The organism is Gilliamella sp. Choc4-2 (genome assembly GCF_001690355.1).
Classification (GTDB): domain Bacteria; phylum Pseudomonadota; class Gammaproteobacteria; order Enterobacterales; family Orbaceae; genus Gilliamella; species Gilliamella apicola_A.
The window spans coordinates 179,035-201,442 of sequence record NZ_LZHG01000004.1; the positions used below are offsets into that span (position 1 = coordinate 179,035).

A 22,408-nucleotide genomic window follows, 5' to 3' on the forward strand; every position below is an offset into this window, starting at 1 on the left:
GGATGAAAAATAACCAAACAGAAGTGTTTTTCGTCTTAGACATCATATTTAATGAAAAGTTCGCTTGATTTTAAAATTTTTTTATACATAATTTACGCTACTGTAAAAAGTAAATAAAGATAATAGAAATATTATTTTAACTGAATAATTTTTGTACGAAATTAGATGCTAAACTTATAGGAAAAGTGTCTTATTTATAATAACCATGAGGTAAGAAATGAAACGTAATCTATTAGCAATCGCTATTCCAGCACTTCTAGCTGCTGCTGGAGCAAATGCTTCTATCGAAGTTTGGAACAAAGACGGTAATAAAGTTGATTTTTATGGTCGTGTAAAAGCAGCTAACCATATTACTGACCGTGGACACAAAGATGAAGGTGATCACACTTCAGCTCGTTTAGGTATGTCTGGTCAAACTCAAATCACTAACTGGCTATCAGGTTATGGTCGTTGGGAATACGAAGCGGAAGCGGGTAAAAAATCTGATAACGAAGTACGTTATGCATTTGCTGGTTTAAACTTTGGTGACTTTGGTTCATTTGATTATGGTCGTAATGACGGTGTGTTAAAAGCAATTACTGCTTATACAGACGTATTACCAGAATTTGGTGGTGATGCAGCTAACAACAACTGGAATGTACTTTCATCTCGTACTAAAGCTGTTGCTACTTATCGCAACAATAACTTCTTTGGTTTAAATGATGACGTTAGCTTTGCAGTTCAATATGCAGATAATGGCGACAACTCAAGTACTGTTGATTCTATCAAAGGTAAATCAAGAGAAGCATATGGTGCAAACATCCAATGGCGTATTTTTGATACTGGTTTAACTGCTGGTGCAGGTTATGCTCAATCAACAGTTAGCCAAACTCGCCACAATACTTGGGCTACTGGTCTTAAATATGATAACTACAACGTATATTTCGGTGCTAGCTACTTCCAAAGTAAAATTAAACAAGTTGGTTTTGAAGATGAAGACGGTGATGCATACTCTTCTGATCTTAAAATCAGAGGTATTGAGTTAGTTGCTCAATATGGTATTGATTTAGAAATTGGTCGTTTAACTCCATCATTAGCATATGTTCAACATAAAGCTAAATACAATGAGTCTCATGGTGAATGGTTATATCGCAATGGTTCAATTACTTCACCATTAGCTAAATATGTTTCTGTTGGTGCAACATATGACCTAAACAAAAACTTCAGCGCTATCGTTGAATATCAATTCAATTTACTTGATCGTAAAGATATTGGTGCAGCAGATAACACAGCTCATCAACGTGACCGTCATTTAAATAAACCTGGTACAAAAGATACCTTAGCTCTTGGTTTAATCTACCAATTCTAATTTCTTAGTATCTCAAAAAAGGCACTTTTGTGCCTTTTTTCTCGCCTTTTAAAGCTATTCCTACCTAAAAACACATTTTATGTTTAAAAGAAATTTATTTCTGGAACTAGAATAAAAACGAATTTCGCAGAAATTATCTAACTAATATTGTTTATTAGCAATGTGAGCAATAAAAATCCAATATCTAAATAGTAGATATCACAATAATAATGTAATTGTTAATCACGTTAGCAATTATTTATTAACCGAGAGCAAAGTAATTTGCATCTTTAATAATAAATACCTATGAGGGTAACAAAATGAAACGTAATCTATTAGCAATCGCTATTCCTGCACTTTTAATTGCGGGCACAGCAGGCGCATCTATTGAAGTGTGGAACAAAGATGGTAATAAAGTTGACTTTTATGGTCGAGTTTATGCTTTAAATTATATTACTGATCGTAACAATCAAACTGGCGAAGGCGATAAAACTACGGCACGTTTGGGTATGTCAGGTCAAACTCAAGTTACTGACTGGTTATCTGGTTATGGACGTTGGGAATATGAAACTGCCACTGGTAAAAATTCAGATAATGAAACTCGTTATGCATTTGCTGGTTTAAACTTTGGTGACTTTGGTTCATTTGATTATGGACGAAACGATGGTATATTAAAGACATTAACTTCTTACACTGACGTATTACCAGAATTTGGTGGTGATGCTTCTGATAATGATCTTTACGCATTAACTGCTCGAACTAAAGCTGTAGCAACTTACCGTAACTCAGATTTCTTTGGTTTAGTAAATGGCCTACGTTTTGCTGTACAATATGCGGACAATGGTGATAATAGCTCTACTCGCCACTTCAATACTTTTGAAAGCCACAACGGTCATGATAGTGCTGAAGCATGGGGATCAGTAATTGATTGGGATATGTTTGATACTGGTTTAACTATAGGTGCAGGTTATGCACAAACAGGTGGACATAAAGATGCTAAATCATGGTCTGCAGGTATCAAATATGACAATAATAATGTTTATTTAGCAGCCTTATACATTCAAGGTAAACAAAAATACGGTTGGAACAATGCCTCAAGTACACGTAATGCTGATGATTTAAAAACTAAAGGTTTTGAAGTTGTAGCACAATACGGTATTGACTTTGACATTGGTCGTTTAACACCATCTGTTGCTTATATCCAACATAGAGTTGAAGATGCATCAAGTTTAGCGAGAAGTGGTGACGTGGGACTTAAAGGTGATGATTTAACTAAATATGTTGATATTGGTGTAACTTACGATTTTAACAAAAATCTAAAAGCGCTTGTTGATTACAAAATCAATTTGTTAGATAAAGATGATATTGGCGCTCGTCGCAGTTTATATGGTAGTGACTATAGTGACAGTCATTCAATTGTCAAAGCAAACACTAAAGATACTGTTGCGCTTGGTTTAATTTATCAATTCTAATTAATTGTAATTGTATATCTTCAAAAAGGCACTTCGGTGCCTTTTTTATTGCTACTAATCTTAACAAATATGTCTTGCACTTTAATAGATACTCTGTTAAAAACGTCATAGACAATCATAGAGTAGGATAACCACAATGCTTTATAGCACACGAAAATTAAAGGCTAAAAAAAATATTGCATTAGTTGCGCATGACCATTTAAAAGATTCTTTATTAACTTGGTGTAAGAAAAATTGTGAAGAGCTTTCACATCATCATTTGTGTGGTACTGGAACGACCGGCACGTTAATTAAAAAAGAGACTGGCTTAAATATTACTCCAATGCTCAGTGGTCCAATGGGGGGAGATCAGCAAATTGGTGCATTAATTGCTGAAGGTAAAATTGATATTCTAATATTTTTCTGGGATCCACTTAATGCTGTACCACATGATCCAGATGTTAAAGCATTATTGCGGTTATCCACAGTTTGGAACATTCCTGTTGCCACAAATCAAGCTACAGCTAATGCATTAATTCAGTCTTCCATTTTTACTCAAGAGGTTGAAATCGAAATACCAGATTATCAAGCCTATCTAGCTGGAAGGATTAAATAAATGTCCATCCCAAATCAGCAAAATAACTAAATAAATATAATTGATAATTTATTTATTTTTTTGAATATATTATTTTTCAATTCGCCTTGTTAACAAGGTTGGATAGAGTGCATTGTTTACTCTGCTCTAAGAGGATTTATTGATCATACCTGTACGGATTATCTTTATGATATATGTATATAAATTATTTTTCAGCATTTGCCATGGATAATATTAATAATTAGGTTAGCCATATTAAGGCTATTTACAATATTAATTTAAGTTAAACCACCAAACCAAGAATTAAAATGCGGAAGATTGATTAACTTCACCATTTTTAAACAAAATTGCTTCATTGGTATTGAGTTTATGCCAAGTCTCATTGGAAGTTAAAGGTAATGTCGAAATAATTGTTACAACATCGTTTGGTGTAGTGTGCTTTTGAAAATCAATTTCCACGTTTTCATCGAGTAGTTTTGCTTTGCCAAAAGGTGCTTTACGAGTTATCCAGTGCAAATTGGTAGTGCAGTAAGCAAATACATATTGCCCGTCAGAAAGCAGCATATTAAATACACCAAACTGACTTAATTTATCGGCACATTGTTTAATAAAATTAAACAACAGCAAATCATTGTTAGGTTTATGGGAATATCTTTGTTGTAATTGATTAATCAAATAACAAAAAGCATATTCACTATCAGTTTCACCTACGGGTTGAAAAAGCCCAGTATCTAAATTTTGATAGTCAGCCAATTGCCCATTGTGAGCAAAAGTCCAGTTTTTCCCCCATAATTCACGAGTAAATGGGTGAGTATTTTCTAGCGCAACACCGCCTCGGTTAGCTTGTCGAATATGTGCAATCACTGCTTTAGACTTTATAGGATATTGTTGAACCATTTTTGCAATTGATGAAAAACTGCAAGGTTCTGGATCTTTGAATGTCCGGCAACCTTTGCCTTCATAAAAAGTAATACCCCAGCCATCTTTATGAGGACCTTTCTCCCCACCACGTTTAATTAGGCTGGTAAAGCTAAAACAGATATCGGTTGGCACATTAGCGCTCATACCCAATAATTCACACATTTCACTTGGCCATCTCTTTTTCAATAAGCATAATTAGAATATGAATCACTTTAATGTGAACTTCTTGTATGCGATCAGCGTAACCTAGATGTGGAACACGAATATCGACATCGGCAAGCCCATTCATCTTACCACCATCTTTACCTGTAAGTGTAATAATTTTCATGTCTTTTTGTTTTGCAGACTCAATGGCTTTTAATACATTAGCTGAATTTCCTGAAGTTGAAATACCTAAAAGTACATCCCCTTTTTTACCAACACCTTCAACATAGCGAGAAAAAATATAATCAAACCCAAAATCATTACCCACACAAGAAATATGGCTTACATCAGATATTGCAATCGCGGGATAAGCTGGACGATTATCACGAAAACGACCAGTTAGCTCTTCAGCGAAATGCATGGCATCACAGTGAGATCCTCCATTGCCACATGAAAGAACCTTACCTCCATGTTTAAATGAGTCAGCAATTAGCACTGCAGCTTTTTGAATATTTAAAAGATTATTGTTATCAGAAACAAAATTAGTCAATACATCAATTGCTTGATTTAACTCATTACGAATATTGTCAATGTACATCAATATTACTCCATCAATAATTTAATCTATACACCATTGTAATTCGTTAAAAACAGCTTGCAAGAGATAATCGAAAAATAACTTATTTTATCTAAATGTATTAGTTTTTTCCATATATAAAAATTAAAAAAATTTGGACATGGAAAGTCTGTGATTAAAATTTAGGCTTTATATTATTATTTCTAAAATATTTAAACTATCTAAATACAACATTTTCAATTGTTAAATTTATTGTATCTACTTTTAAAAAATTAAAAGGATAGATCTCGGTTGCAACGCTATTTGCTAATAGGATAAGCCTTTAATTTGTGATACAATTTAAGAATAATTTTTTCACCGAAAGTAATAATGAAATTGCATTTAAAATCAATGAATAAGGAATAAATATGCAAACAATTGAAGGAAAAGTTTCTGCACCAAAAGCTAAAGTTGCCATAATAGTGGCTCGTTTTAATCATTTCATAAACGAAAACCTTGTTAATGGTGCAATTGACGCATTAACGCGTATTGGGCAAGTAGAAAATAAAAATATTACGGTTATTTGGGTACCTGGTGCTTATGAAATCCCACTTACAGCTAAAGTTGCTGCTCAATCTAAAAAATATGATGCTATTGTGGCATTAGGAACAGTGATTCGTGGTAGTACAGCACATTTTGATTTTGTAGCTGGTGAATCAAGTTCAGGATTACTAAGCGCAAGTTTAGATTACACCATTCCAGTCGGATTTGGTATTTTAACTACTGAAAGTATTGAACAAGCTATTGAACGTGCAGGCACAAAAGCGGGTAATAAAGGCTCAGAAGCAGCATTAACTGCACTTGAAATGCTAAACATTATTAAAGCAATTAAGGAGTAATTTAGTGGCATTAGTCAATCCTCGTCGTAGAGCAAGAGAGTGTGCAGTACAAGCAATTTATTCTTGGCAAATTTCCAGAAATGATCTTGCTGATGTTGAGGCAAGTTTTCTTGCTGAACAAGATATGAAAGGAGTTGATGCTAAGTATTTTCGAGAACTATTAAATGGCGTTGTTAAAAATAGAACTGATTTAGATGAAAAGATGGCGCCTTTCCTTACAGAACGTACCGTTGAAGAACTTGGTCAAGTTGAATTAGCCGTATTGCGAATTGCACTTTACGAATTACTTAAACGCCAAGATGTTCCTTATAAAGTTGTGATTAACGAAGCTATTGAATTAACCAAAACATTCGGTGCGGCAGATAGTCATAAATTTGTTAATGGCGTATTAGATAAATTAGCGCCAACCATACGTACACGGTAACCGATTAAATGTGAGATTAATATGAACGACAATAACGAACAAAAAAAACCAACCGTTTTTTATACTAAAAAAAGCGAAACAAAAAAATATTCTCGTTCAACAAAAGAGAAAAAAACAAATTGGAATAAAAAATTTAAAGATGATTCATTTCAGTCTAATACTCAACTAGAACGAAATGATCGTATTGAAACTTTTAGACCTAGAGCTGGAAAATCTGGTTTTGTAAGACAAAATATTGTTGTTGAAATTAATCGCACTCAATCACGATCATTAATTGACAATAATTCCCCATGGCAAAAAAAAGTGCGTGACAACGAACAAACGCCAACCTTTGGCTATGACGGGTATCGTCAGCGTAAAGAAGAAACATTGGTTTATAGCGAAAACAGTTGTAAAGCCGTTTTCAAACATCGACGCTCAGCCATTGTTAAATTGTTTATTATTCAAGAAATGACCTATCAGTTTAAGGATCTAATAAACTGGCTAGTTAAACAACGTTTAGGCTATGACATTGTATCTAATGAACAAATTTCTAAAATAACCCAGACACAACATCATGGTGGAGTTTGTTTAATTGTTAAAAAACGTGCTTCGCTTACATTATTGGATTATTTAGAAAGTAATAGTGATAAAGATGACGATTGTGTTTTAGCGATTGATGATATTAATAATCCTCATAATCTAGGAGGATTAATACGAAGTGCTGCATTTTACAATGTTAATGGTGTCATATTACGTCAAACAAACCTGCTCGAAAGTGGGGCAGCTATGCGAGTAGCAGAAGGAGGCATTGAGGCAATTAAATCAATCAAAAGCGATGATTTTGTTGCTTCACTTGATATGCTTAAACGACATGGTTATCAAATTGTTGCACTATTGCCTTGTCAGTTAAAATCAATAGCATCAAGTGAATTACATCAAATTACATTTAATAAAAAGATAGCTATTGTAATTTTTCAGCAAATTAACATGAAGCTAATAAATAATGCTGATGTAGTTATACATCTAAAAGGTAACGAAAATATGCCTGCACTTAATATATCTGTTGCAACAGGGATTTTATTATCTACATTACCAAAGTGATCCTACCCTTAAAAAATTCTATTTTTATTTTGACCACCGCAGACTGAGGTGGTCAAAAATATCTCGCTTCGATTATAAATATGTCAAATAGCATCAATTGGTTAGAAAATGCATTTTAATTCTGTACATTGTTACACAATTTTTAAATGTGTTGGTAAGTATCATGGTTTCAAAAAATAAAGTTGGTTTAATTTTTGGTAAGTTTTATCCTTTACACAGTGGGCATATTTACTTGATTGAAAAAGCAATAAATCAGGTCGAAGAGCTTCATATCTTTCTTGGTTGTGAAGAATCACGAGATAAACAGCTTTTTGATAAAAGCCATTTACCAAAACAACCACAAGTCAGTGATCGGTTCTCATGGTTAAAAAAAACCTTTAAAGATCGCCACAATATCCATATCCATATATTAGATGAAGCAGGTATTGAATATTACCCAAATGGCTGGAAAGATTGGAGTGATCGCGTCAACCGAATTCTTGATGAGTATAAAATCAAACCAAACGTTATTTTTACCAGCGAACCTCAAGATGTTAAAAATCATGAAGTTTATTTTAATTGTCCAGCTGTAATTATTGATGCGGATCGAAAGTTCATGAATATCAGTGCAACACAAATCCGTAAACACCCTTACAAAAATTGGTCTTTTATTGCGCAAGCAGCAAAACCTTTTTTTGTTAAAAAAGTTGCCATTATTGGTCAAAATAGGTTTTGTGGCTTACCAATTCAACTGGCTAATATTTATAATACTGAATATGTTTCCAATGGCTATATTAATTATATTGAGCGAGAAATTTCCACGCAACATAATAGACGTTATTTAAATGAAACTGACTATATTAAAATTGCTATGTTACATGTCGAACGAATTAACAATGCTGAATTGACTGCAAATAAATTACTTTTTACTTCAATCGATTTTGACACACTAGCTCGATACTACAGCCAAATTTTTCAAAAAGAGCATGAAGTGTTAAAAGCCCTAACAGAGAGTTATCATTTTGATTTAGTTATTTATGAAAAGGATTTAGATCCTAAACAGTCAGCATTAGAACATTTTGAAACTGTTACCAAAATGGTTGATACATTACTGATTTAGTTCATCACATTTATAATGGCTTATGCTAAAATAGGCTAAATCTTTGTGATAGGTAAATTTTATGTCTCAATCTTCTGACAAACAAGATAATACAAATCAAGAAAAAATTGATTTTGGCTATACGCAAGTCCCAAAACAAGAAAAAGTAAAACGTGTTGCTGAAGTATTTCACTCCGTTGCCGATAAATATGATGTTATGAATGATCTCATGTCATTTGGTATCCATCGAATTTGGAAAAAAGTGACTATTGAATACAGTAGTGTACGTAAAGGGCAAAAAGTTTTAGATCTGGCTGGTGGAACAGGTGACTTAACGGCAAAATTCTCGCAGCTGGTTGGTGATGATGGATTAGTTGTGTTAGCTGATATTAATGAATCGATGTTAAAAGTAGGGCGAGATAAACTTCGAGACAAAGGCTTATTTAAAAATATTGAATATGTACAAGCTAACGCCGAGGAATTACCTTTTGTGGATAACTATTTCGATTGTATTACAATCTCATTTGGCTTACGGAATGTCACTGACAAAGAAAAAGCATTACGATCCATGTGGCGAGTATTAAAGCCTGGCGGTCGTTTATTAATCCTTGAATTTTCCAAACCACAATATCAAATTTTAAATAAAGCTTATGACTTATATTCATTTACCATGTTACCATTAATGGGCAAAATTGTGGCAAATGACTCTGAAAGTTATCGCTATTTAGCTGAATCCATTCGTATGCATCCTGATCAAAATACATTGAAAAAAATGATGGAAGAAGCCGGATTTGCTAATGTGAAATACCACAATATGACAGGTGGAATTGTAGCGTTACATACTGGATTTAAATTTTGATGCGATGAGACATAATGACATTTTTTCGATTATATAAAATATTAACACTATTTCGTGCTTATCAACTAAACGAACTGTTACCAAATCATCGTTCATCTAAATGGTTACGCTTTTTATTGCTATGTTTATTTTGGGTTAAACCTAAAGCAAAAGAGCAAGCCATTGGCGAACGTCTACGCCAAGCGCTACAAGAGCTAGGACCTGTCTGGATTAAGTTTGGGCAAATGATCTCAACTCGGCGTGATGTTTTACCGACAGATATAGCAAATGCCTTAGCAAAATTACAAGATCAAGTTGATCCTTTTGACGGTAAAAGAGCTCAACAAATGATTGAAGAAGCACTTGGACAACCAATTGACTATTATTTTGCAGATTTTGATCAAAAGCCCTTAGCATCAGCATCCATTGCACAGGTACACACAGCGATCTTAAAACGTAGTCAAGCTGAGGTAGTTATTAAAGTACTACGGCCTGATATTTTGCCTATTATTCAAGCTGATATTCGTTTAATGTATTTTGCTGCCAAACAATTTACAAAGCGAATAAAATCAGGCGAAAAATTGCATACAGTTGAAATTGTGCATGATTATGAAATGACACTACTAAAAGAGTTAGACTTACTGCAAGAAGCTTATAATACGGATAAGTTACGTGCTAATTTTATTAATAGCGATATTTTATATATTCCTTATGTCTATCAAGATTTTTGCCGGAAGAATATCCTTGTTGAAGAACGTATAAAAGGCGTTCCCATTGCAGATATCGAGCAACTCAGACAAAATAACGTCAATATGAAGCTACTTGCTGAACGTGGTGTACAAGCTTTTTTTACACAAGTATTTCGTGATAACTTTTTTCATGCAGATATGCATCCTGGTAATATCTTTGTGGATATCACTGATCCAAACAACCCGCGTTATATTGGTATAGATTGCGCTATTGTGGGTAAGCTAACTGAAGATGATCAACATTATCTGGCGGAAAACTTTCTAGCATTTTTTAATCGAGATTATCGAAAAATAGCAGAAACTTACATTACATCCGGTTGGGTGTCTGACTCTACTGATCCTATCGCCTTTGAAATGGCTATGCGTAATGTTTGTGAGCCAGCTTTTGCAAAACCACTAGCTGAAATCTCATTCTCTCAGATATTGCTTCAATTATTTAAAGTTGCCAGAAAATTTGAAATGGAAATTCAACCACAATTAATTTTACTACAAAAAACCTTATTTTATATTGAAGGATTAGGTCGCCAGCTCTATCCAGAGCTTGATTTATGGCAAACAGCTAAACCCTTTTTAGAAAAATGGTATGAAGAAAAATATAGTGTAAAAAAAATATTGCAACAAGCTTGGGATTCACTACCACAATGGCGTACAGTTATTCCTGAGCTGCCAGCAAAAATAAACGATTACCAACGAATAACAAAACAGATGAACAATCAATTAAAACTTATCAATGAAAAATTACAACAAAGTAAAAAGCATGAACGTAATTTATATGGTTTATTGGCGTTAATATTAGCTTTATGTATAACAGTGCTTATTGTCCGTTAAATGAGCTATTTGGGAATCTTATAATTTAAGTGTATAATTGGAAAATTACCCCACGTTGGAGATATTATCATGATGCCAAGCTTACCCCAACTACTCATATTAATTGCCGTTATTGTATTGTTATTTGGAACGAAAAAATTACGCTCATTAGGATCGGATCTTGGGGCGTCAATCAAAGGTTTTAAAAAAGCAATGAGTGATGACGATGACAAAAAAGAAAGTGATTCTATGCAAAAGATCGACAAGATAGATTCATCAAATGATGATAATGGCACTAAAAAAGAGTAGCCTGTGTTTGATATCAGTTTTGGTCAATTACTATTAGTATTAATTATAGGACTGGTTGTATTAGGACCAGAACGTTTACCTATTGCCATAAAGACAGTTGCTGGTTGGATAAAAGTACTACGCCGTATGTCAGCAACTGTACAACTAGAGTTAAATAAAGAGCTCAAATTGCAAGAATTGCAAGACAGCCTAAAAAAAGCGGAACTAAGTGGTTTAAAAACGCTAACCCCAGAAATTCAAGAATCAATTGATGATTTAAAACGTGTGACAGAATCACTACAAAAAGAGATCGATTCAGCAACGCAAATAGATACTCACACTCATTTAGATAAAGATAAATAATGACAGACGACGCAACTCAACCTCTAATTGGACATCTTGTTGAACTTAGAACACGACTATTACGCTGTATTATCTGTATTTTACTGGTATTAGTTTGCTTACTTTATTTTTCAAATGATATTTATCGCATTGTTGCCAATCCACTTATTAGCCAATTACCGCAAGGCAGCAGTATGATAGCAACGGACATTGCCGCACCGTTTTTTACACCCATTAAATTGACTGTTGTAGCGGCAATATTTATCTCGATTCCTTACGTACTGTATCAAGTTTGGGGGTTTATCGCACCAGCCCTTTATCAACACGAAAAACGTTTAGTAATGCCACTGATTATATCGAGTACTATTTTGTTTTACATTGGTATTGCTTTTGCTTATTTTGTCGTATTTCCACTGGCTTTTTACTTTTTTATTCACACAGCACCTATTGATGTAGCAATTAATACTGATATCACCAAATATCTTGATTTTGTCATGACACTTTTTATTGTATTTGGATTTGCTTTCGAAGTGCCAGTTGCCATTATATTACTTTGTTGGACAGGCATAACAACGCCTAAAAGCTTACGCAAAAAACGCCCATATATTATTGTTGGGGTATTTGCTATAGCTATGTTTGTCACACCACCAGACGTATTTTCACAAATCTTATTAGCGGTACCTATCTGTTTACTGTTTGAAGTTGGCACTTTTTTTGCCCGTTTTTATCAGCCACGAAAAAACGACAATACAGAAGATGACGACAGTTATGAATCTGATAAAGATAGTTAACAGATAAAAGATGAATTAACTGAATAATTAAGGATAACAAGTCATAATGAACACATCATTACCTGATTTTAACCATGCTAATGTATTAGTTGTAGGCGATATTATGTTAGATCGCTATTGGCATGGAGGAACCAACCGTATATCGCCTGAAGCACCAGTACCTGTTGTCAAAATTGATTCGTTAGAAGAAAGACCAGGTGGTGCTGCGAATGTCGCAATGAATATCACTTCGCTTTGTGGTAATGTGCGTTTAATTGGGTTAACTGGTATTGATGAACCGGCTAAAATTCTTAATGAACAATTAAGTAAACACCATGTTCAATGTGATTTTGTCTCTGTCTCAACGCATCCTACCATTACTAAATTACGCGTATTATCCCGTAATCAACAATTAATTCGTATTGATTTTGAAGAAGGATTTGGCAATGTTGATGCAAGCCCAATTCTTGAGCGCATTCAAACAGCGCTGGCAACCCATAAAGTATTAGTACTTTCGGATTATGCCAAAGGAGCACTATCTGCGGTTCAATCAATGATTAAACTTGCTAATCAATCCAATATACCAATCTTAGTTGATCCAAAAGGAACCGATTTTGAACGTTATCGTGGGGCAACCTTATTAACACCTAATATGTCAGAATTCGAAGCCGTGGTTGGGCATTGTCAAACTGAAGAAGAAATTGTTGAAAAAGGTTACCAACTCATCAAGCAATATGATTTAAAAGCCCTATTAGTGACACGTAGCGAAAAAGGCATGACCTTATTACAGTTAGGTAAACCAATTTATCATTTACCTACTCAAGCAAAAGAAGTATTTGATGTAACAGGTGCTGGTGATACTGTAATTGCTACATTAGCCGCAGCTTTAGCAGCTGGTCTCTCTTTAGAAGAGAGCTGTTTTTTAGCCAATGCTGCAGCTGGTGTCGTTGTTGGAAAACTAGGAACTTCAACCGTTTCTCAAGTAGAACTTAGCAATGCTATTCGTGCACGAGTTGATGACGGTTTTGGCGTAATGACAGAAGAAGAGCTAAAAGAAGAGGTAAAAAAAGCACGCATGCGTGGCGAAAAAATTGTCATGACTAATGGGTGTTTTGACATATTGCATGCGGGGCATGTTTCTTACCTTGCTAATGCTAGAAAACTTGGTGACCGCTTAATTGTTGCAGTTAATAGTGATGCTTCGGTTAAACAATTGAAAGGGGCATCAAGACCAATTAACCCACTAATGCAACGTATGATCGTCTTAGGTGCACTAAATTCAGTGGACTGGGTTGTACCATTTGAAGAAGAAACCCCACAACGGCTTATTGCTAATATCTTACCCGATGTCTTAGTTAAAGGTGGTGATTATAAACCAGAAGATATAGCAGGAGGGAAAGAAGTTATCGCTGCTGGTGGAAGCGTTAAAGTACTTAATTTTGAAGATGGTTGCTCAACGACTAATATTATTAATGCGATCAAAAACCGCTAAAACTTAACTAACTTAATCTAATCGGCTTCTTAGCTAAGTAGCCGATTTTTTCAATATCATACTAATTAGCTTCTTATGTTTTTCTTTGTGTTAATTGATAAAGATAGACATAAGCATAAACAAAGTATTCACTCAACTTAACCTAATAATAAAATGAATTTTTATAGATTATTAAGATAATTGATAGTTGATATCTATTATAAAATTTTAAAATTAATGCTTTTTTTATGCATTACTTTGTGTAAAGCTAGTGCACAGTTTAGGGAAAAGATGACAGAGGATATTTAATGACTAAACATTATGATTATATTGCTATTGGCGGCGGTAGCGGAGGGATAGCATCAGTTAATCGAGCGGCGTCTTATGGGAAAAAGTGTGCCATTATTGAAGCAAAATTATTAGGTGGAACCTGTGTTAATGTTGGTTGTGTGCCCAAAAAAGTCATGTGGTATGGTGCTCAAATTGCAGAAGCGATTAAACATTATGGTCCCGATTACGGTTTTGATACCACTATTAATCAATTCAATTGGGATAAATTAATTGCTAGCCGAACTGCTTATATTGATCGCATTCATCAATCTTACGATCGGGTACTTACTAATAACAAAGTTGACGTCATTCAAGGGTATGCAAAATTTGTTGATTCTCACACCGTTGAGGTAAATGGCGAACACTATAGTGCTAATCATATTCTAATTGCTGTTGGAGGAAAACCAAGCATTCCCAATATTCCAGGTGCGCAATATGGCATTACTTCAGATGGTTTTTTTGCTCTAAAAGCCTTACCAAAACGTGTGGCAGTTGTTGGTGCAGGTTATATTGCTTGCGAAATAGCAAGCGTATTACACGCCTTGGGCGCGCAAACTCATCAATTTGTTCGCAATGCTACACCACTACGATCTTTTGATCCGCTTATTGTTGAAACCTTAATGGAAGTTATTGCTACTGAAGGGCAACAACTACATACTTTTGCGATTCCAAAATCGGTAATTAAAAATAGTGATGATTCACTAACATTAAATCTTGAAAATGGCGAAAGCTACACAGTTGATTGTTTAATTTGGGCGATTGGACGTGATCCAGCAACAAATGACATGAATTTACAGGCAGCGGGAATTGAGGTTGATAATAAAGGTTTTATCATCGTCGACAAATACCAAAACACCAATGTTCCGGGCATCTATTCTGTCGGTGATGATACAGGCGCTATAGCGCTAACACCTGTTGCGGTTGCAGCAGGACGTCGCTTATCAGAAAGATTATTTAACAATAAACCTAATGAGCATCTAGATTACAGTAATATTCCGACCGTCGTATTTACTCATCCTGCAATTGGAACAGTAGGATTGACTGAACCAGAAGCAATACAGCAGTATGGAGAAGAAAACGTAAAAGTGTATAAATCAACATTTACAGCAATGTACACCGCAGTCACACAGCATCGACAACCTTGTCGAATGAAATTAGTATGCGTGGGGAAAGATGAAAAAATTGTTGGTATTCATGGCATTGGTTACGGAATGGACGAAATGTTACAAGGCTTTGCTGTCGCACTTAAAATGGGTGCAACGAAAAAAGACTTTGATAATACGGTAGCGATTCACCCAACCGCTGCGGAAGAATTTGTTACCATGCGTTAAAAAAATTGTGGCACTAATAATAAAAAAGCAGGGCGTTGGCCCTGCTTTTTTATTAATAACACTGTTATGATTCATATTGTTATTATTAACCCGTTTACTGATTAACGATTTACATCACCCAGCCAACCATTTTTAGCTAATGGATAAAAACCTACTCCAACGGCAATTAACGCCACAAACGAGATATAAATACCAGCACCAAGATAACTATATTGACCTAATAAATGCTCAGGGCTTAATAGATAAATAGTTAATGTTGGTGTAAATGCACTAAATAGCGCATAGGCTAAATTATACGAAAATGACAAACCTGAATAGCGGATTGCAGGTGGAAAAGCCCTTGTGCCAACTATTGCTGTCATGGCAACTGAACCAATAAATAGCCCAAATACAGCCCAAATCAGATAAAGTTTAATTAAAGACATATTTGGAGACAAAGAGCTATAAAATACAATGCTCATAATAGCAAGCCCACCCCAGTTAATCAGCATGGTTTTGCTTGTACCTAGTTTATCTTCTAACCAACCAAAAATAATACAACCGATAGTTAATGTTAACGCTGCAATACAGCCACCAATGCGCCAATCAAGATTAGCAAAATGGTACATACCGCCTACAATACGACCAGGCGTAATTAAAATACCCACCATAATGGCGGTCGATAACGACCAAGTCAAAAGCGCCACAATCACGCAGGCTGTTTTATGTTTTTGAAGCACAGTAACCACAGGAATCTTTTTCTCGATCGCTTTACGTGCTGCTAACTCTTTAAAGATAGGAGTTTCGGATAAAAAACGACGTAAATAAACCGAAATAACCCCAAAAATGCCACCAATAATAAAAGGAATACGCCAAGCGTAATCTAAAATATTCTCGGTAGTAAAACAAAGATCAATAATAATGGTTACAATAAAACCAAGCAAAATACCACCAGTAATACCTGAAGTTAACGTACCGATACCTAAACCATAACGTTGCTTTGGCACATGCTCAGCAATAAACACCCAAGCCCCTGGCATTTCACCACCAATTGCGGCACCTTGAAGCATACGCATTACTAATAATAACAAAGGTGCAAAAATGCCAATCATGTCATAAGTTGGCAAAACACCGATAATAAATGTTGGTAATGCCATCATTGCCACGCTTAAAGTAAACATTCGCTTACGTCCCACTTTATCGCCAAAGTGCGCCATAATAATACCGCCAACAGGACGAACCAAATAACCCGCTGCAAAAATCCCCCAAGCAAACAAATCTAACGTTAATGGTGATAAAAAATGCGGCAAAAATAGAGGTTTGACAATGGTATCGATATAAAGAGCGTAGATAACAAAATCATAAAACTCTAACGTACCCCCCAAAGAGGATAAAACTAACGTTTTAAAATCCTGACGATTTAATGGTCGAGCACTTGGCTGCCATTGCTTGTTAATTTCAAACTGACTCATGACAAAACCTTATTATTAAATTACGATAGAAAATAAAAAATCTACCTTTTATTGATCTAAGCTAAAAATGTGAAATTTATTCTGCCATAAAACAATCTTCTTTTTTTCATCATAAAAAAATTTAATATATACAACAAATCTGCTTATTTGATTTATAATCCAACCAATTTATGCTTAAAAAATCTAAATCTCAATAAAGCATAAACAATAACGAATAGGTTGGATAAAATTTGATGAAAAATAATAAAAAAGTACGCTGCAGTTGGGTCTTGAACGATCCAATATACATTGATTATCACGATAACGAATGGGGAATCGCTCAATATGATAGCCTTAAGCTATTTGAGAAAATTTGCCTTGAAGGACAACAAGCGGGATTATCGTGGATCACTGTTTTGAAAAAACGCGATGAATATCGACGTTGCTTTTTTAATTTCGACCCACAAAAGATTATTCAGCTAACGCCTGAAGACATTGAACATCTTTTAAAAAATAAAGGACTAATTCGTCATCGTTTAAAGCTAAATAGCATTGTAAAAAATGCTCATGCTTATTTAAATATGCAAAAAAATGGCGAAGATTTCTCGCAATTTATCTGGTCTTTTGTTGATAATAAACCAATTATTAACCATTTTAACGACAAAAGCGAAGTCCCCATAAGTACTGATATATCAGAAAAAATGTCAAAAGCGTTAAAAAACAAAGGTTTTACATTTATTGGTTCTACCATCTGTTATGCTTTTATGCAGTCCATGGGATTAGTTAACGATCATTTTGAAAATTGTTATAAAAAATAAAGGAAAAAATGGATGATAGTAAAATCAATAAAGTATGGTATAGCCTTAATATTAGCCTATTTTATTATTGCTAACATTGCGATTTATATTTCTTCGTTGCAAAAACCAGTAAAAAATGCCGATACCGTGGTAGTATTGGGAGCACAAGTGATTAAGACACCAGCCATAGCGTCTTCAACCTTAGCCGAACGTTTAAATATTGCCATAAATTATTTACAAAATAACCCACAAACCAAAGTTGTTGTTTGTGGCGGACAGGGCAAAAACGAATCTGCAACTGAAGCCAGTGTAATGGCTCAATATTTAATTGAAAAAGGGATCGATGCTAATCGAATTTATCAAGAAGACAAATCAACCCGAACAGCCCAACAATTTATCTATGCAAATCGTATATTACCCTTAGGAAAAACGGTTGTGGTAACCAATGATTTTCATTTATTGCGATCGCTAATGCTTGCTAAACGTTCAGGAATTAACGAAGTATCGGGCTTAGCGGCGCCATTAGATTTGACTAAAAGAGATAAATATATCGCATTAATAAGAGAACCCCTAGCACTAGCAAATTCTTGGTTATTTGACCACCCAAGCGATAGCATAAAACCAGAAAACTCATTATTAACTCAATAAACTAACTAAAACTATCAGCGCATAGTGGCAAAACCAAGGACAACTGCTGTTTTTGCCATGCTTCCATGATATTATTAACCATTAAAATTTAAATCAGCTACAGATCAATATGAAATCAGATACAATTGTTGCACAAGCAACGCCACCAGGTCGTGGTGGTGTAGGTATATTGCGCATTTCTGGACCCAAAGCCCAAGCCGTGGCTCAGGCAGTATTAGGGCAAATACCCAAACCAAGGTATGCGCATTATCTTCCTTTTTTAGCTACAGATGGTTCAATCTTAGATGAAGGTATTGCGTTGTTTTTTCCTAATCCACACTCTTTTACAGGCGAAGATGTACTTGAATTACAAGGGCACGGTGGTCCAGTTATTTTGGACTTGCTTTTAAAACGAATACTTGAGATCCCAAATATTCGTATTGCAAAACCGGGCGAGTTTTCAGAGCGAGCCTTTTTAAACGATAAATTAGATTTAGCTCAAGCCGAAGCCATAGCTGATTTAATTGATGCTAGCTCAGAACAAGCGGCAAAATCGGCGATATCATCCTTACAAGGTGTATTTTCTAAAAAAGTGAATGCATTGGTTGAATCCTTAATTCATTTACGCATATTTACTGAGGCAGCAATCGACTTTCCTGAAGAAGAAATTGACTTTCTATCTGATGGCAAAATCGAAGCACAACTTAATGAAGTGATTGCTCGCTTAAGCGAAGTTCGGCAAGAAGCTAAACAAGGATCATTGTTACGAGAAGGCATGAAAGTAGTCATAGCAGGGCGTCCTAATGCTGGAAAATCAAGCTTACTAAATGCCTTAGCTGGACGTGAAGCTGCCATTGTGACTGATATTGCTGGCACCACGCGCGATGTACTACGTGAACATATCCATATTGACGGCATGCCGCTACATGTTATTGATACCGCAGGTTTACGAGAAGCCAGTGACGAAGTGGAACGAATCGGCATAGAGCGGGCTTGGCAAGAAATTAAACAAGCCGATAGAGTACTGTTTATGGTTGACAGCACAACCACAACCGAAACCAACCCCGAAAAATTATGGCCAGAATTTATTGAACGCTTACCTAAAAATATGCCAGTAACCGTAATTCGTAATAAAGCCGATTTAACGGGTGAAAAGCTAGGGTATAGTGAAGTAAATGGCTACTCACTGATTCAGCTTTCAGCTCGAACGGGGGAAGGTGTTTCACTATTACGCAATCACCTAAAACAAACAATGGGCTTTACCAGTAGCACAGAAGGTGGATTTTTAGCACGTCGCCGCCACCTTCAAGCACTTGAAAAAGCCGCTGAACACTTAAACAATGGTAAACACCAGCTAATTACCTTTCACGCAGGTGAATTGCTAGCCGAAGAGCTAAGACTAGCCCAAGAAGCCTTAAGTGAAATCACCGGAGAATTTACTTCTGATGATTTATTAGGCCGTATATTCAGTTCGTTTTGTATTGGTAAATAAGGTTAATGATTGATAGCTTCGCATTTTAATTATAATTGATTAAAACTTATCAAAAGAGAGCGGAATAAATGGGATATTTTACTCAATATCCTAAAATACATCATGGCTTTTTACGACCTTTTCTTTTCCATTTTTTGGTTCTATGCCATTTAATCTGCATTCTTATATCAAAAACTAATGCTAATTTAAATATTCTTACTAATACATAAAATAACGTAAAACATATTCCCAAAGTTATTGGAATGAAAAAGGCCTTTTGCTCATTAACTATTTTTGATATTTTTTTTTGAGACTCTTCAGAGTTAAAGTGTTCACAAATTATTTTTGTGGTTGTGAAAGATACCTTATGGTGCTCAGCCCATTTTTTTTCATCAAAGCCGGTTTCATTACACATTGAAGCATTTAAATACCATTTGCTATTGGTAAAAGGTATAAATGCATACTGGGAGTTTTTGGCATAATTATTAGATACCCAAAACCATGGTTCATTTTTTTCTACTTTGATTAGGGCTGAAGAAGTAAAAGAAAAATTAGTACACATAAGAAATACAATAAATAAAATGAGTAAAACAATAAAGTTACAAAATATTTTCCATAACGTTATTTTTGGGTAGGAAAGGGTTTTAATATTGAAATGTGGCTTAATTTTAATGATTTGACTTGCTGCCACTCCGTTTCTATGTAACCACTTTTGATATTTTTTAATCTGTTCATAACTCGTCGCTGATACGCCATACAACGTATTAAAGTGAAATATATCTATGTTCCTTTTATGAAACCTTTGCAAGTTAGTATTCGAAAATTCCGAATATTTTTTACCTAATATAAACATCAAAATTCTATTTTTTATCAGAAAATAAATCTTCCATTTATAAATAAAAAATACCGCTATTACAGCAACGATAAAGTATAGAATATATTCAAAATAAGGTAATTGAATTAAAGCTAAAATCTGATTATCAACTGTTTCTTTTGTCACTTTATTAAACCGATTCTTATTGTTAAAAAATTGCTATCTACATAAATTAAAAATTTTATTTTTTCCATAACTATGCTTTTTTATTGAAAAAAAACTTATTCACTCACAAAACAGCAATCACTGAACTTAGCCATTGATTTTGGGTTATAGATGTAATTAAATTATTTTTATGGGAAGCAATGACCGATTCACAACCTAATGCTAATGCGAGCCAATATGAAAGTTCGTCTTGATTGCCCCCAATTCTTTGTAACTTATTAACATCCTCTAATTCAATATGATTTTTAGACAAATTGATTAACACTTCTTTTTCTTGCTTGTTAGTTAAATTAGCAAGCCAAAGTTGATTTACTTGTTTGATTACTGGTTGCATATCAACCATTTGTTGAAAAGCAAGCTGTAGATCGCTTGTGAACATTGGTCTTAAAATTTCAACTTGGGCAATATCAATACCCATATCTTGGTAATGTGATTTTTTCACAAGCAAGAAAGCAGTTAAAAAACTTGAACTTTGTGACTTAGTATTATCGACAATAATTAATTCAAGCTCAGGTTCTGTTGCATCCACCCATTTAGTTAACTGTTCTACATCAATTTCATTTTCGATTTTCTGCGATAGCGAATAACGCTGTTTGATTCCGATCTTTTGATAAGCTTGACTAATTGTGTTTTCAATACAAATATCAGCATGTTGTGATGAATAAACAGTAATATTTATTGATTCTGTTTTCGGAAGTTTATTTAGTACAGAACGCATTGAAACAAACAAATCTTCGATATAGTGTGCTGTATCAAATTTATCATTAAAGGTTAATGATTTATTTACTTCAGCACTTATATTTGAACCATTATTAAGTATTTTGTTTGCAGTTACTTGGTTAGGTAAAACATAAAAGCTATCAAGAACAACCAATGATTGCATCGCCCATTTTTGCCAATTTTGTTCGATATTTTTTTGTTCTTGTTGCCATATATTATATTCTTCTTGGGCAAGCCCATAAAAATAGATTCGAATACTAAAAGCAATTCCTCCAATAATTAAGGTAATCAGTGTCGAACCTACCCAATAAGTCCACTGAGAGCTATAACTACTGTCTGGCCACAATCTGGCTAGTATAAAACTCGTAATAAAAAATAACAGGGTAATAAACATTCCCCATGTTCTCCAATGTAACTTTGCTGGTGGTTTTGCAATGTTGCTAATGTTAGGTTTAGACCAAGACATACTATCTAACTCTATAATTTATTAATGATTAATATTACTTAAGGTTATAGGTATATTATCTATAACTATAATCTTATTACGTTAAAATATATCTAAGATACATTTTTATGGTGAAACAACTTAAATCAATACGTATTATGGTGCCACCAATACTGGTAAATTCATCGCCCCAGCAGGGTAATACTGGGGGGGTGGCGTTGCGTCGCCATGATTTATCGACCATTTGATTTTGAATTTTATAAAATGTTTTTAAGCTCATATTTGTACGCAGTATTCCTTATTAATCTTTTTAATAATAAAAAAGATTACTATCATATATTTTGTTTATATAGTTAGTCTTAGGTTTTTGATTATTTGGCTTATATTTTCCTTGAAACTTTAATTTCCAACATTTTCTATTGGTAAATTTTCTTAAATCGATCCTTGATATTTTTTTAAAGTTTAAAGCTTTAAA

At 34.4% G+C, this 22,408-nt stretch carries 23 protein-coding genes; 17 read left to right on the forward strand and 6 right to left on the reverse strand.

Annotation, left to right across the window (positions count from 1 at the left end; genetic code table 11):
* Positions 1-217 precede the first annotated feature (217 nt).
* The 3 genes from A9G34_RS01185 (at position 218) to A9G34_RS01195 (ending at position 3,394) form a co-directional block, all read left to right on the forward strand.
* Positions 218-1,348, forward strand: a complete 1,131-nt coding sequence (locus A9G34_RS01185) for a porin (protein WP_065568627.1) — start codon at positions 218-220, stop codon at positions 1,346-1,348.
* Positions 1,349-1,647: 299 nt separating this feature from the next.
* Positions 1,648-2,799: a porin gene (locus A9G34_RS01190; protein ID WP_034944194.1), complete on the forward strand. Its 1,152-nt coding sequence runs from the start codon at positions 1,648-1,650 to the stop codon at positions 2,797-2,799.
* A 136-nt stretch (positions 2,800-2,935) separates the two neighbouring features.
* Entirely contained in the window at positions 2,936-3,394 is a 459-nt protein-coding gene (locus A9G34_RS01195; protein WP_034944191.1) for a methylglyoxal synthase, read from the forward strand.
* Between the two features lie 282 nt (positions 3,395-3,676).
* On the opposite strand, the gene A9G34_RS01200 is transcribed toward A9G34_RS01195, so the two are convergent.
* Both A9G34_RS01200 and lpcA read right to left on the reverse strand, forming a co-directional pair.
* Entirely contained in the window at positions 3,677-4,456 is a 780-nt protein-coding gene (locus A9G34_RS01200) for a class II glutamine amidotransferase (RefSeq protein WP_065568628.1), read from the reverse strand.
* A 1-nt stretch (position 4,457) separates the two neighbouring features.
* Positions 4,458-5,036, reverse strand: coding sequence for a D-sedoheptulose 7-phosphate isomerase (gene lpcA, locus A9G34_RS01205; protein ID WP_034944188.1), 579 nt, complete (start codon positions 5,034-5,036; stop codon positions 4,458-4,460).
* 386 nt (positions 5,037-5,422) lie between these two features.
* Here lpcA and ribH point away from each other — a divergent pair, with 386 nt between their 5' ends.
* From ribH to gorA, 11 genes are all read left to right on the forward strand, one after another.
* Positions 5,423-5,893 carry a 6,7-dimethyl-8-ribityllumazine synthase gene (ribH, locus tag A9G34_RS01210; protein WP_034944187.1) on the forward strand — a complete coding sequence of 157 codons (471 nt, stop codon included), beginning with the start codon at positions 5,423-5,425 and terminating at the stop codon, positions 5,891-5,893.
* 4 nt (positions 5,894-5,897) lie between these two features.
* Entirely contained in the window at positions 5,898-6,317 is a 420-nt protein-coding gene (gene nusB, locus A9G34_RS01215) for a transcription antitermination factor NusB (protein ID WP_034944186.1), read from the forward strand.
* Between the two features lie 21 nt (positions 6,318-6,338).
* A complete protein-coding gene (locus tag A9G34_RS01220) occupies positions 6,339-7,400 on the forward strand; it encodes a TrmH family RNA methyltransferase (RefSeq protein WP_065568629.1) in 1,062 nt (353 codons plus the stop codon).
* A gap of 163 nt (positions 7,401-7,563) precedes the next feature.
* Positions 7,564-8,499 (forward strand): multifunctional transcriptional regulator/nicotinamide-nucleotide adenylyltransferase/ribosylnicotinamide kinase NadR, encoded by a 936-nt coding sequence (gene nadR, locus A9G34_RS01225; RefSeq protein ID WP_065568630.1) that lies wholly within the window; start codon positions 7,564-7,566, stop codon positions 8,497-8,499.
* 61 nt (positions 8,500-8,560) lie between these two features.
* Positions 8,561-9,337 carry a bifunctional demethylmenaquinone methyltransferase/2-methoxy-6-polyprenyl-1,4-benzoquinol methylase UbiE gene (ubiE, locus tag A9G34_RS01230; protein ID WP_034944185.1) on the forward strand — a complete coding sequence of 259 codons (777 nt, stop codon included), beginning with the start codon at positions 8,561-8,563 and terminating at the stop codon, positions 9,335-9,337.
* Between the two features lie 14 nt (positions 9,338-9,351).
* A complete protein-coding gene (ubiB, locus tag A9G34_RS01235) occupies positions 9,352-10,893 on the forward strand; it encodes a ubiquinone biosynthesis regulatory protein kinase UbiB (RefSeq protein WP_065568631.1) in 1,542 nt (513 codons plus the stop codon).
* A 69-nt stretch (positions 10,894-10,962) separates the two neighbouring features.
* On the forward strand, positions 10,963-11,181 hold the full coding sequence (tatA, locus tag A9G34_RS01240) for a twin-arginine translocase TatA/TatE family subunit (RefSeq protein ID WP_034944183.1): 219 nt from the start codon (positions 10,963-10,965) through the stop codon (positions 11,179-11,181).
* Between the two features lie 3 nt (positions 11,182-11,184).
* Entirely contained in the window at positions 11,185-11,523 is a 339-nt protein-coding gene (gene tatB, locus A9G34_RS01245) for a Sec-independent protein translocase protein TatB (RefSeq protein ID WP_051825061.1), read from the forward strand.
* Positions 11,523-12,293: a twin-arginine translocase subunit TatC gene (gene tatC / locus A9G34_RS01250; protein WP_034944181.1), complete on the forward strand. Its 771-nt coding sequence runs from the start codon at positions 11,523-11,525 to the stop codon at positions 12,291-12,293. Before tatB ends, tatC begins: the two co-directional genes overlap by 1 nt.
* A gap of 46 nt (positions 12,294-12,339) precedes the next feature.
* On the forward strand, positions 12,340-13,764 hold the full coding sequence (gene hldE / locus A9G34_RS01255) for a bifunctional D-glycero-beta-D-manno-heptose-7-phosphate kinase/D-glycero-beta-D-manno-heptose 1-phosphate adenylyltransferase HldE (RefSeq protein WP_065568632.1): 1,425 nt from the start codon (positions 12,340-12,342) through the stop codon (positions 13,762-13,764).
* Positions 13,765-14,051: 287 nt separating this feature from the next.
* Positions 14,052-15,404, forward strand: coding sequence for a glutathione-disulfide reductase (gene gorA / locus A9G34_RS01260; RefSeq protein ID WP_065568633.1), 1,353 nt, complete (start codon positions 14,052-14,054; stop codon positions 15,402-15,404).
* Positions 15,405-15,505: 101 nt separating this feature from the next.
* On the opposite strand, the gene A9G34_RS01265 is transcribed toward gorA, so the two are convergent.
* On the reverse strand, positions 15,506-16,855 hold the full coding sequence (locus A9G34_RS01265; protein ID WP_065568634.1) for an MFS transporter: 1,350 nt from the start codon (positions 16,853-16,855) through the stop codon (positions 15,506-15,508).
* A 233-nt stretch (positions 16,856-17,088) separates the two neighbouring features.
* On the opposite strand from A9G34_RS01265, the gene A9G34_RS01270 reads away from it, so the two are divergent.
* The 3 genes from A9G34_RS01270 to mnmE all read left to right on the forward strand — a co-directional run bounded on the left by A9G34_RS01270 (position 17,089) and on the right by mnmE (position 19,750).
* Positions 17,089-17,652, forward strand: coding sequence for a DNA-3-methyladenine glycosylase I (locus A9G34_RS01270; protein ID WP_065568635.1), 564 nt, complete (start codon positions 17,089-17,091; stop codon positions 17,650-17,652).
* 12 nt (positions 17,653-17,664) lie between these two features.
* Positions 17,665-18,279: a YdcF family protein gene (locus A9G34_RS01275; RefSeq protein WP_065568636.1), complete on the forward strand. Its 615-nt coding sequence runs from the start codon at positions 17,665-17,667 to the stop codon at positions 18,277-18,279.
* A 109-nt stretch (positions 18,280-18,388) separates the two neighbouring features.
* A complete protein-coding gene (gene mnmE, locus A9G34_RS01280) occupies positions 18,389-19,750 on the forward strand; it encodes a tRNA uridine-5-carboxymethylaminomethyl(34) synthesis GTPase MnmE (protein WP_065568637.1) in 1,362 nt (453 codons plus the stop codon).
* Positions 19,751-19,850: 100 nt separating this feature from the next.
* Here the strand turns inward: mnmE and A9G34_RS01285 are convergent, their stop codons facing one another.
* The 3 genes from A9G34_RS01285 to A9G34_RS01295 form a co-directional block, all read right to left on the reverse strand.
* Entirely contained in the window at positions 19,851-20,729 is an 879-nt protein-coding gene (locus tag A9G34_RS01285; RefSeq protein WP_065568638.1) for a DUF6216 family protein, read from the reverse strand.
* A 103-nt stretch (positions 20,730-20,832) separates the two neighbouring features.
* Entirely contained in the window at positions 20,833-21,954 is a 1,122-nt protein-coding gene (locus tag A9G34_RS01290; RefSeq protein ID WP_034944157.1) for a hypothetical protein, read from the reverse strand.
* Positions 21,955-22,030: 76 nt separating this feature from the next.
* Positions 22,031-22,213: a hypothetical protein gene (locus A9G34_RS01295; RefSeq protein WP_065568639.1), complete on the reverse strand. Its 183-nt coding sequence runs from the start codon at positions 22,211-22,213 to the stop codon at positions 22,031-22,033.
* Positions 22,214-22,408: the final 195 nt, after the last annotated feature.

Coding starts and splice junctions, on each gene's coding strand:
- A9G34_RS01185 (WP_065568627.1), top strand. CDS start 218: ATGAAACGTAATCTATTAGCAATCGCTATTCCAGCACTTCTAGCTGCT.
- A9G34_RS01190 (WP_034944194.1), top strand. CDS start 1,648: ATGAAACGTAATCTATTAGCAATCGCTATTCCTGCACTTTTAATTGCG.
- A9G34_RS01195 (WP_034944191.1), top strand. CDS start 2,936: ATGCTTTATAGCACACGAAAATTAAAGGCTAAAAAAAATATTGCATTA.
- A9G34_RS01200 (WP_065568628.1), bottom strand. CDS start 4,456: ATGTGTGAATTATTGGGTATGAGCGCTAATGTGCCAACCGATATCTGT.
- lpcA (WP_034944188.1), bottom strand. CDS start 5,036: ATGTACATTGACAATATTCGTAATGAGTTAAATCAAGCAATTGATGTA.
- ribH (WP_034944187.1), top strand. CDS start 5,423: ATGCAAACAATTGAAGGAAAAGTTTCTGCACCAAAAGCTAAAGTTGCC.
- A9G34_RS01220 (WP_065568629.1), top strand. CDS start 6,339: ATGAACGACAATAACGAACAAAAAAAACCAACCGTTTTTTATACTAAA.
- nadR (WP_065568630.1), top strand. CDS start 7,564: ATGGTTTCAAAAAATAAAGTTGGTTTAATTTTTGGTAAGTTTTATCCT.
- ubiE (WP_034944185.1), top strand. CDS start 8,561: ATGTCTCAATCTTCTGACAAACAAGATAATACAAATCAAGAAAAAATT.
- ubiB (WP_065568631.1), top strand. CDS start 9,352: ATGACATTTTTTCGATTATATAAAATATTAACACTATTTCGTGCTTAT.
- tatA (WP_034944183.1), top strand. CDS start 10,963: ATGATGCCAAGCTTACCCCAACTACTCATATTAATTGCCGTTATTGTA.
- tatC (WP_034944181.1), top strand. CDS start 11,523: ATGACAGACGACGCAACTCAACCTCTAATTGGACATCTTGTTGAACTT.
- hldE (WP_065568632.1), top strand. CDS start 12,340: ATGAACACATCATTACCTGATTTTAACCATGCTAATGTATTAGTTGTA.
- gorA (WP_065568633.1), top strand. CDS start 14,052: ATGACTAAACATTATGATTATATTGCTATTGGCGGCGGTAGCGGAGGG.
- A9G34_RS01265 (WP_065568634.1), bottom strand. CDS start 16,855: ATGAGTCAGTTTGAAATTAACAAGCAATGGCAGCCAAGTGCTCGACCA.
- A9G34_RS01270 (WP_065568635.1), top strand. CDS start 17,089: ATGAAAAATAATAAAAAAGTACGCTGCAGTTGGGTCTTGAACGATCCA.
- A9G34_RS01275 (WP_065568636.1), top strand. CDS start 17,665: ATGATAGTAAAATCAATAAAGTATGGTATAGCCTTAATATTAGCCTAT.
- mnmE (WP_065568637.1), top strand. CDS start 18,389: ATGAAATCAGATACAATTGTTGCACAAGCAACGCCACCAGGTCGTGGT.
- A9G34_RS01290 (WP_034944157.1), bottom strand. CDS start 21,954: ATGTCTTGGTCTAAACCTAACATTAGCAACATTGCAAAACCACCAGCA.
- A9G34_RS01295 (WP_065568639.1), bottom strand. CDS start 22,213: ATGAGCTTAAAAACATTTTATAAAATTCAAAATCAAATGGTCGATAAA.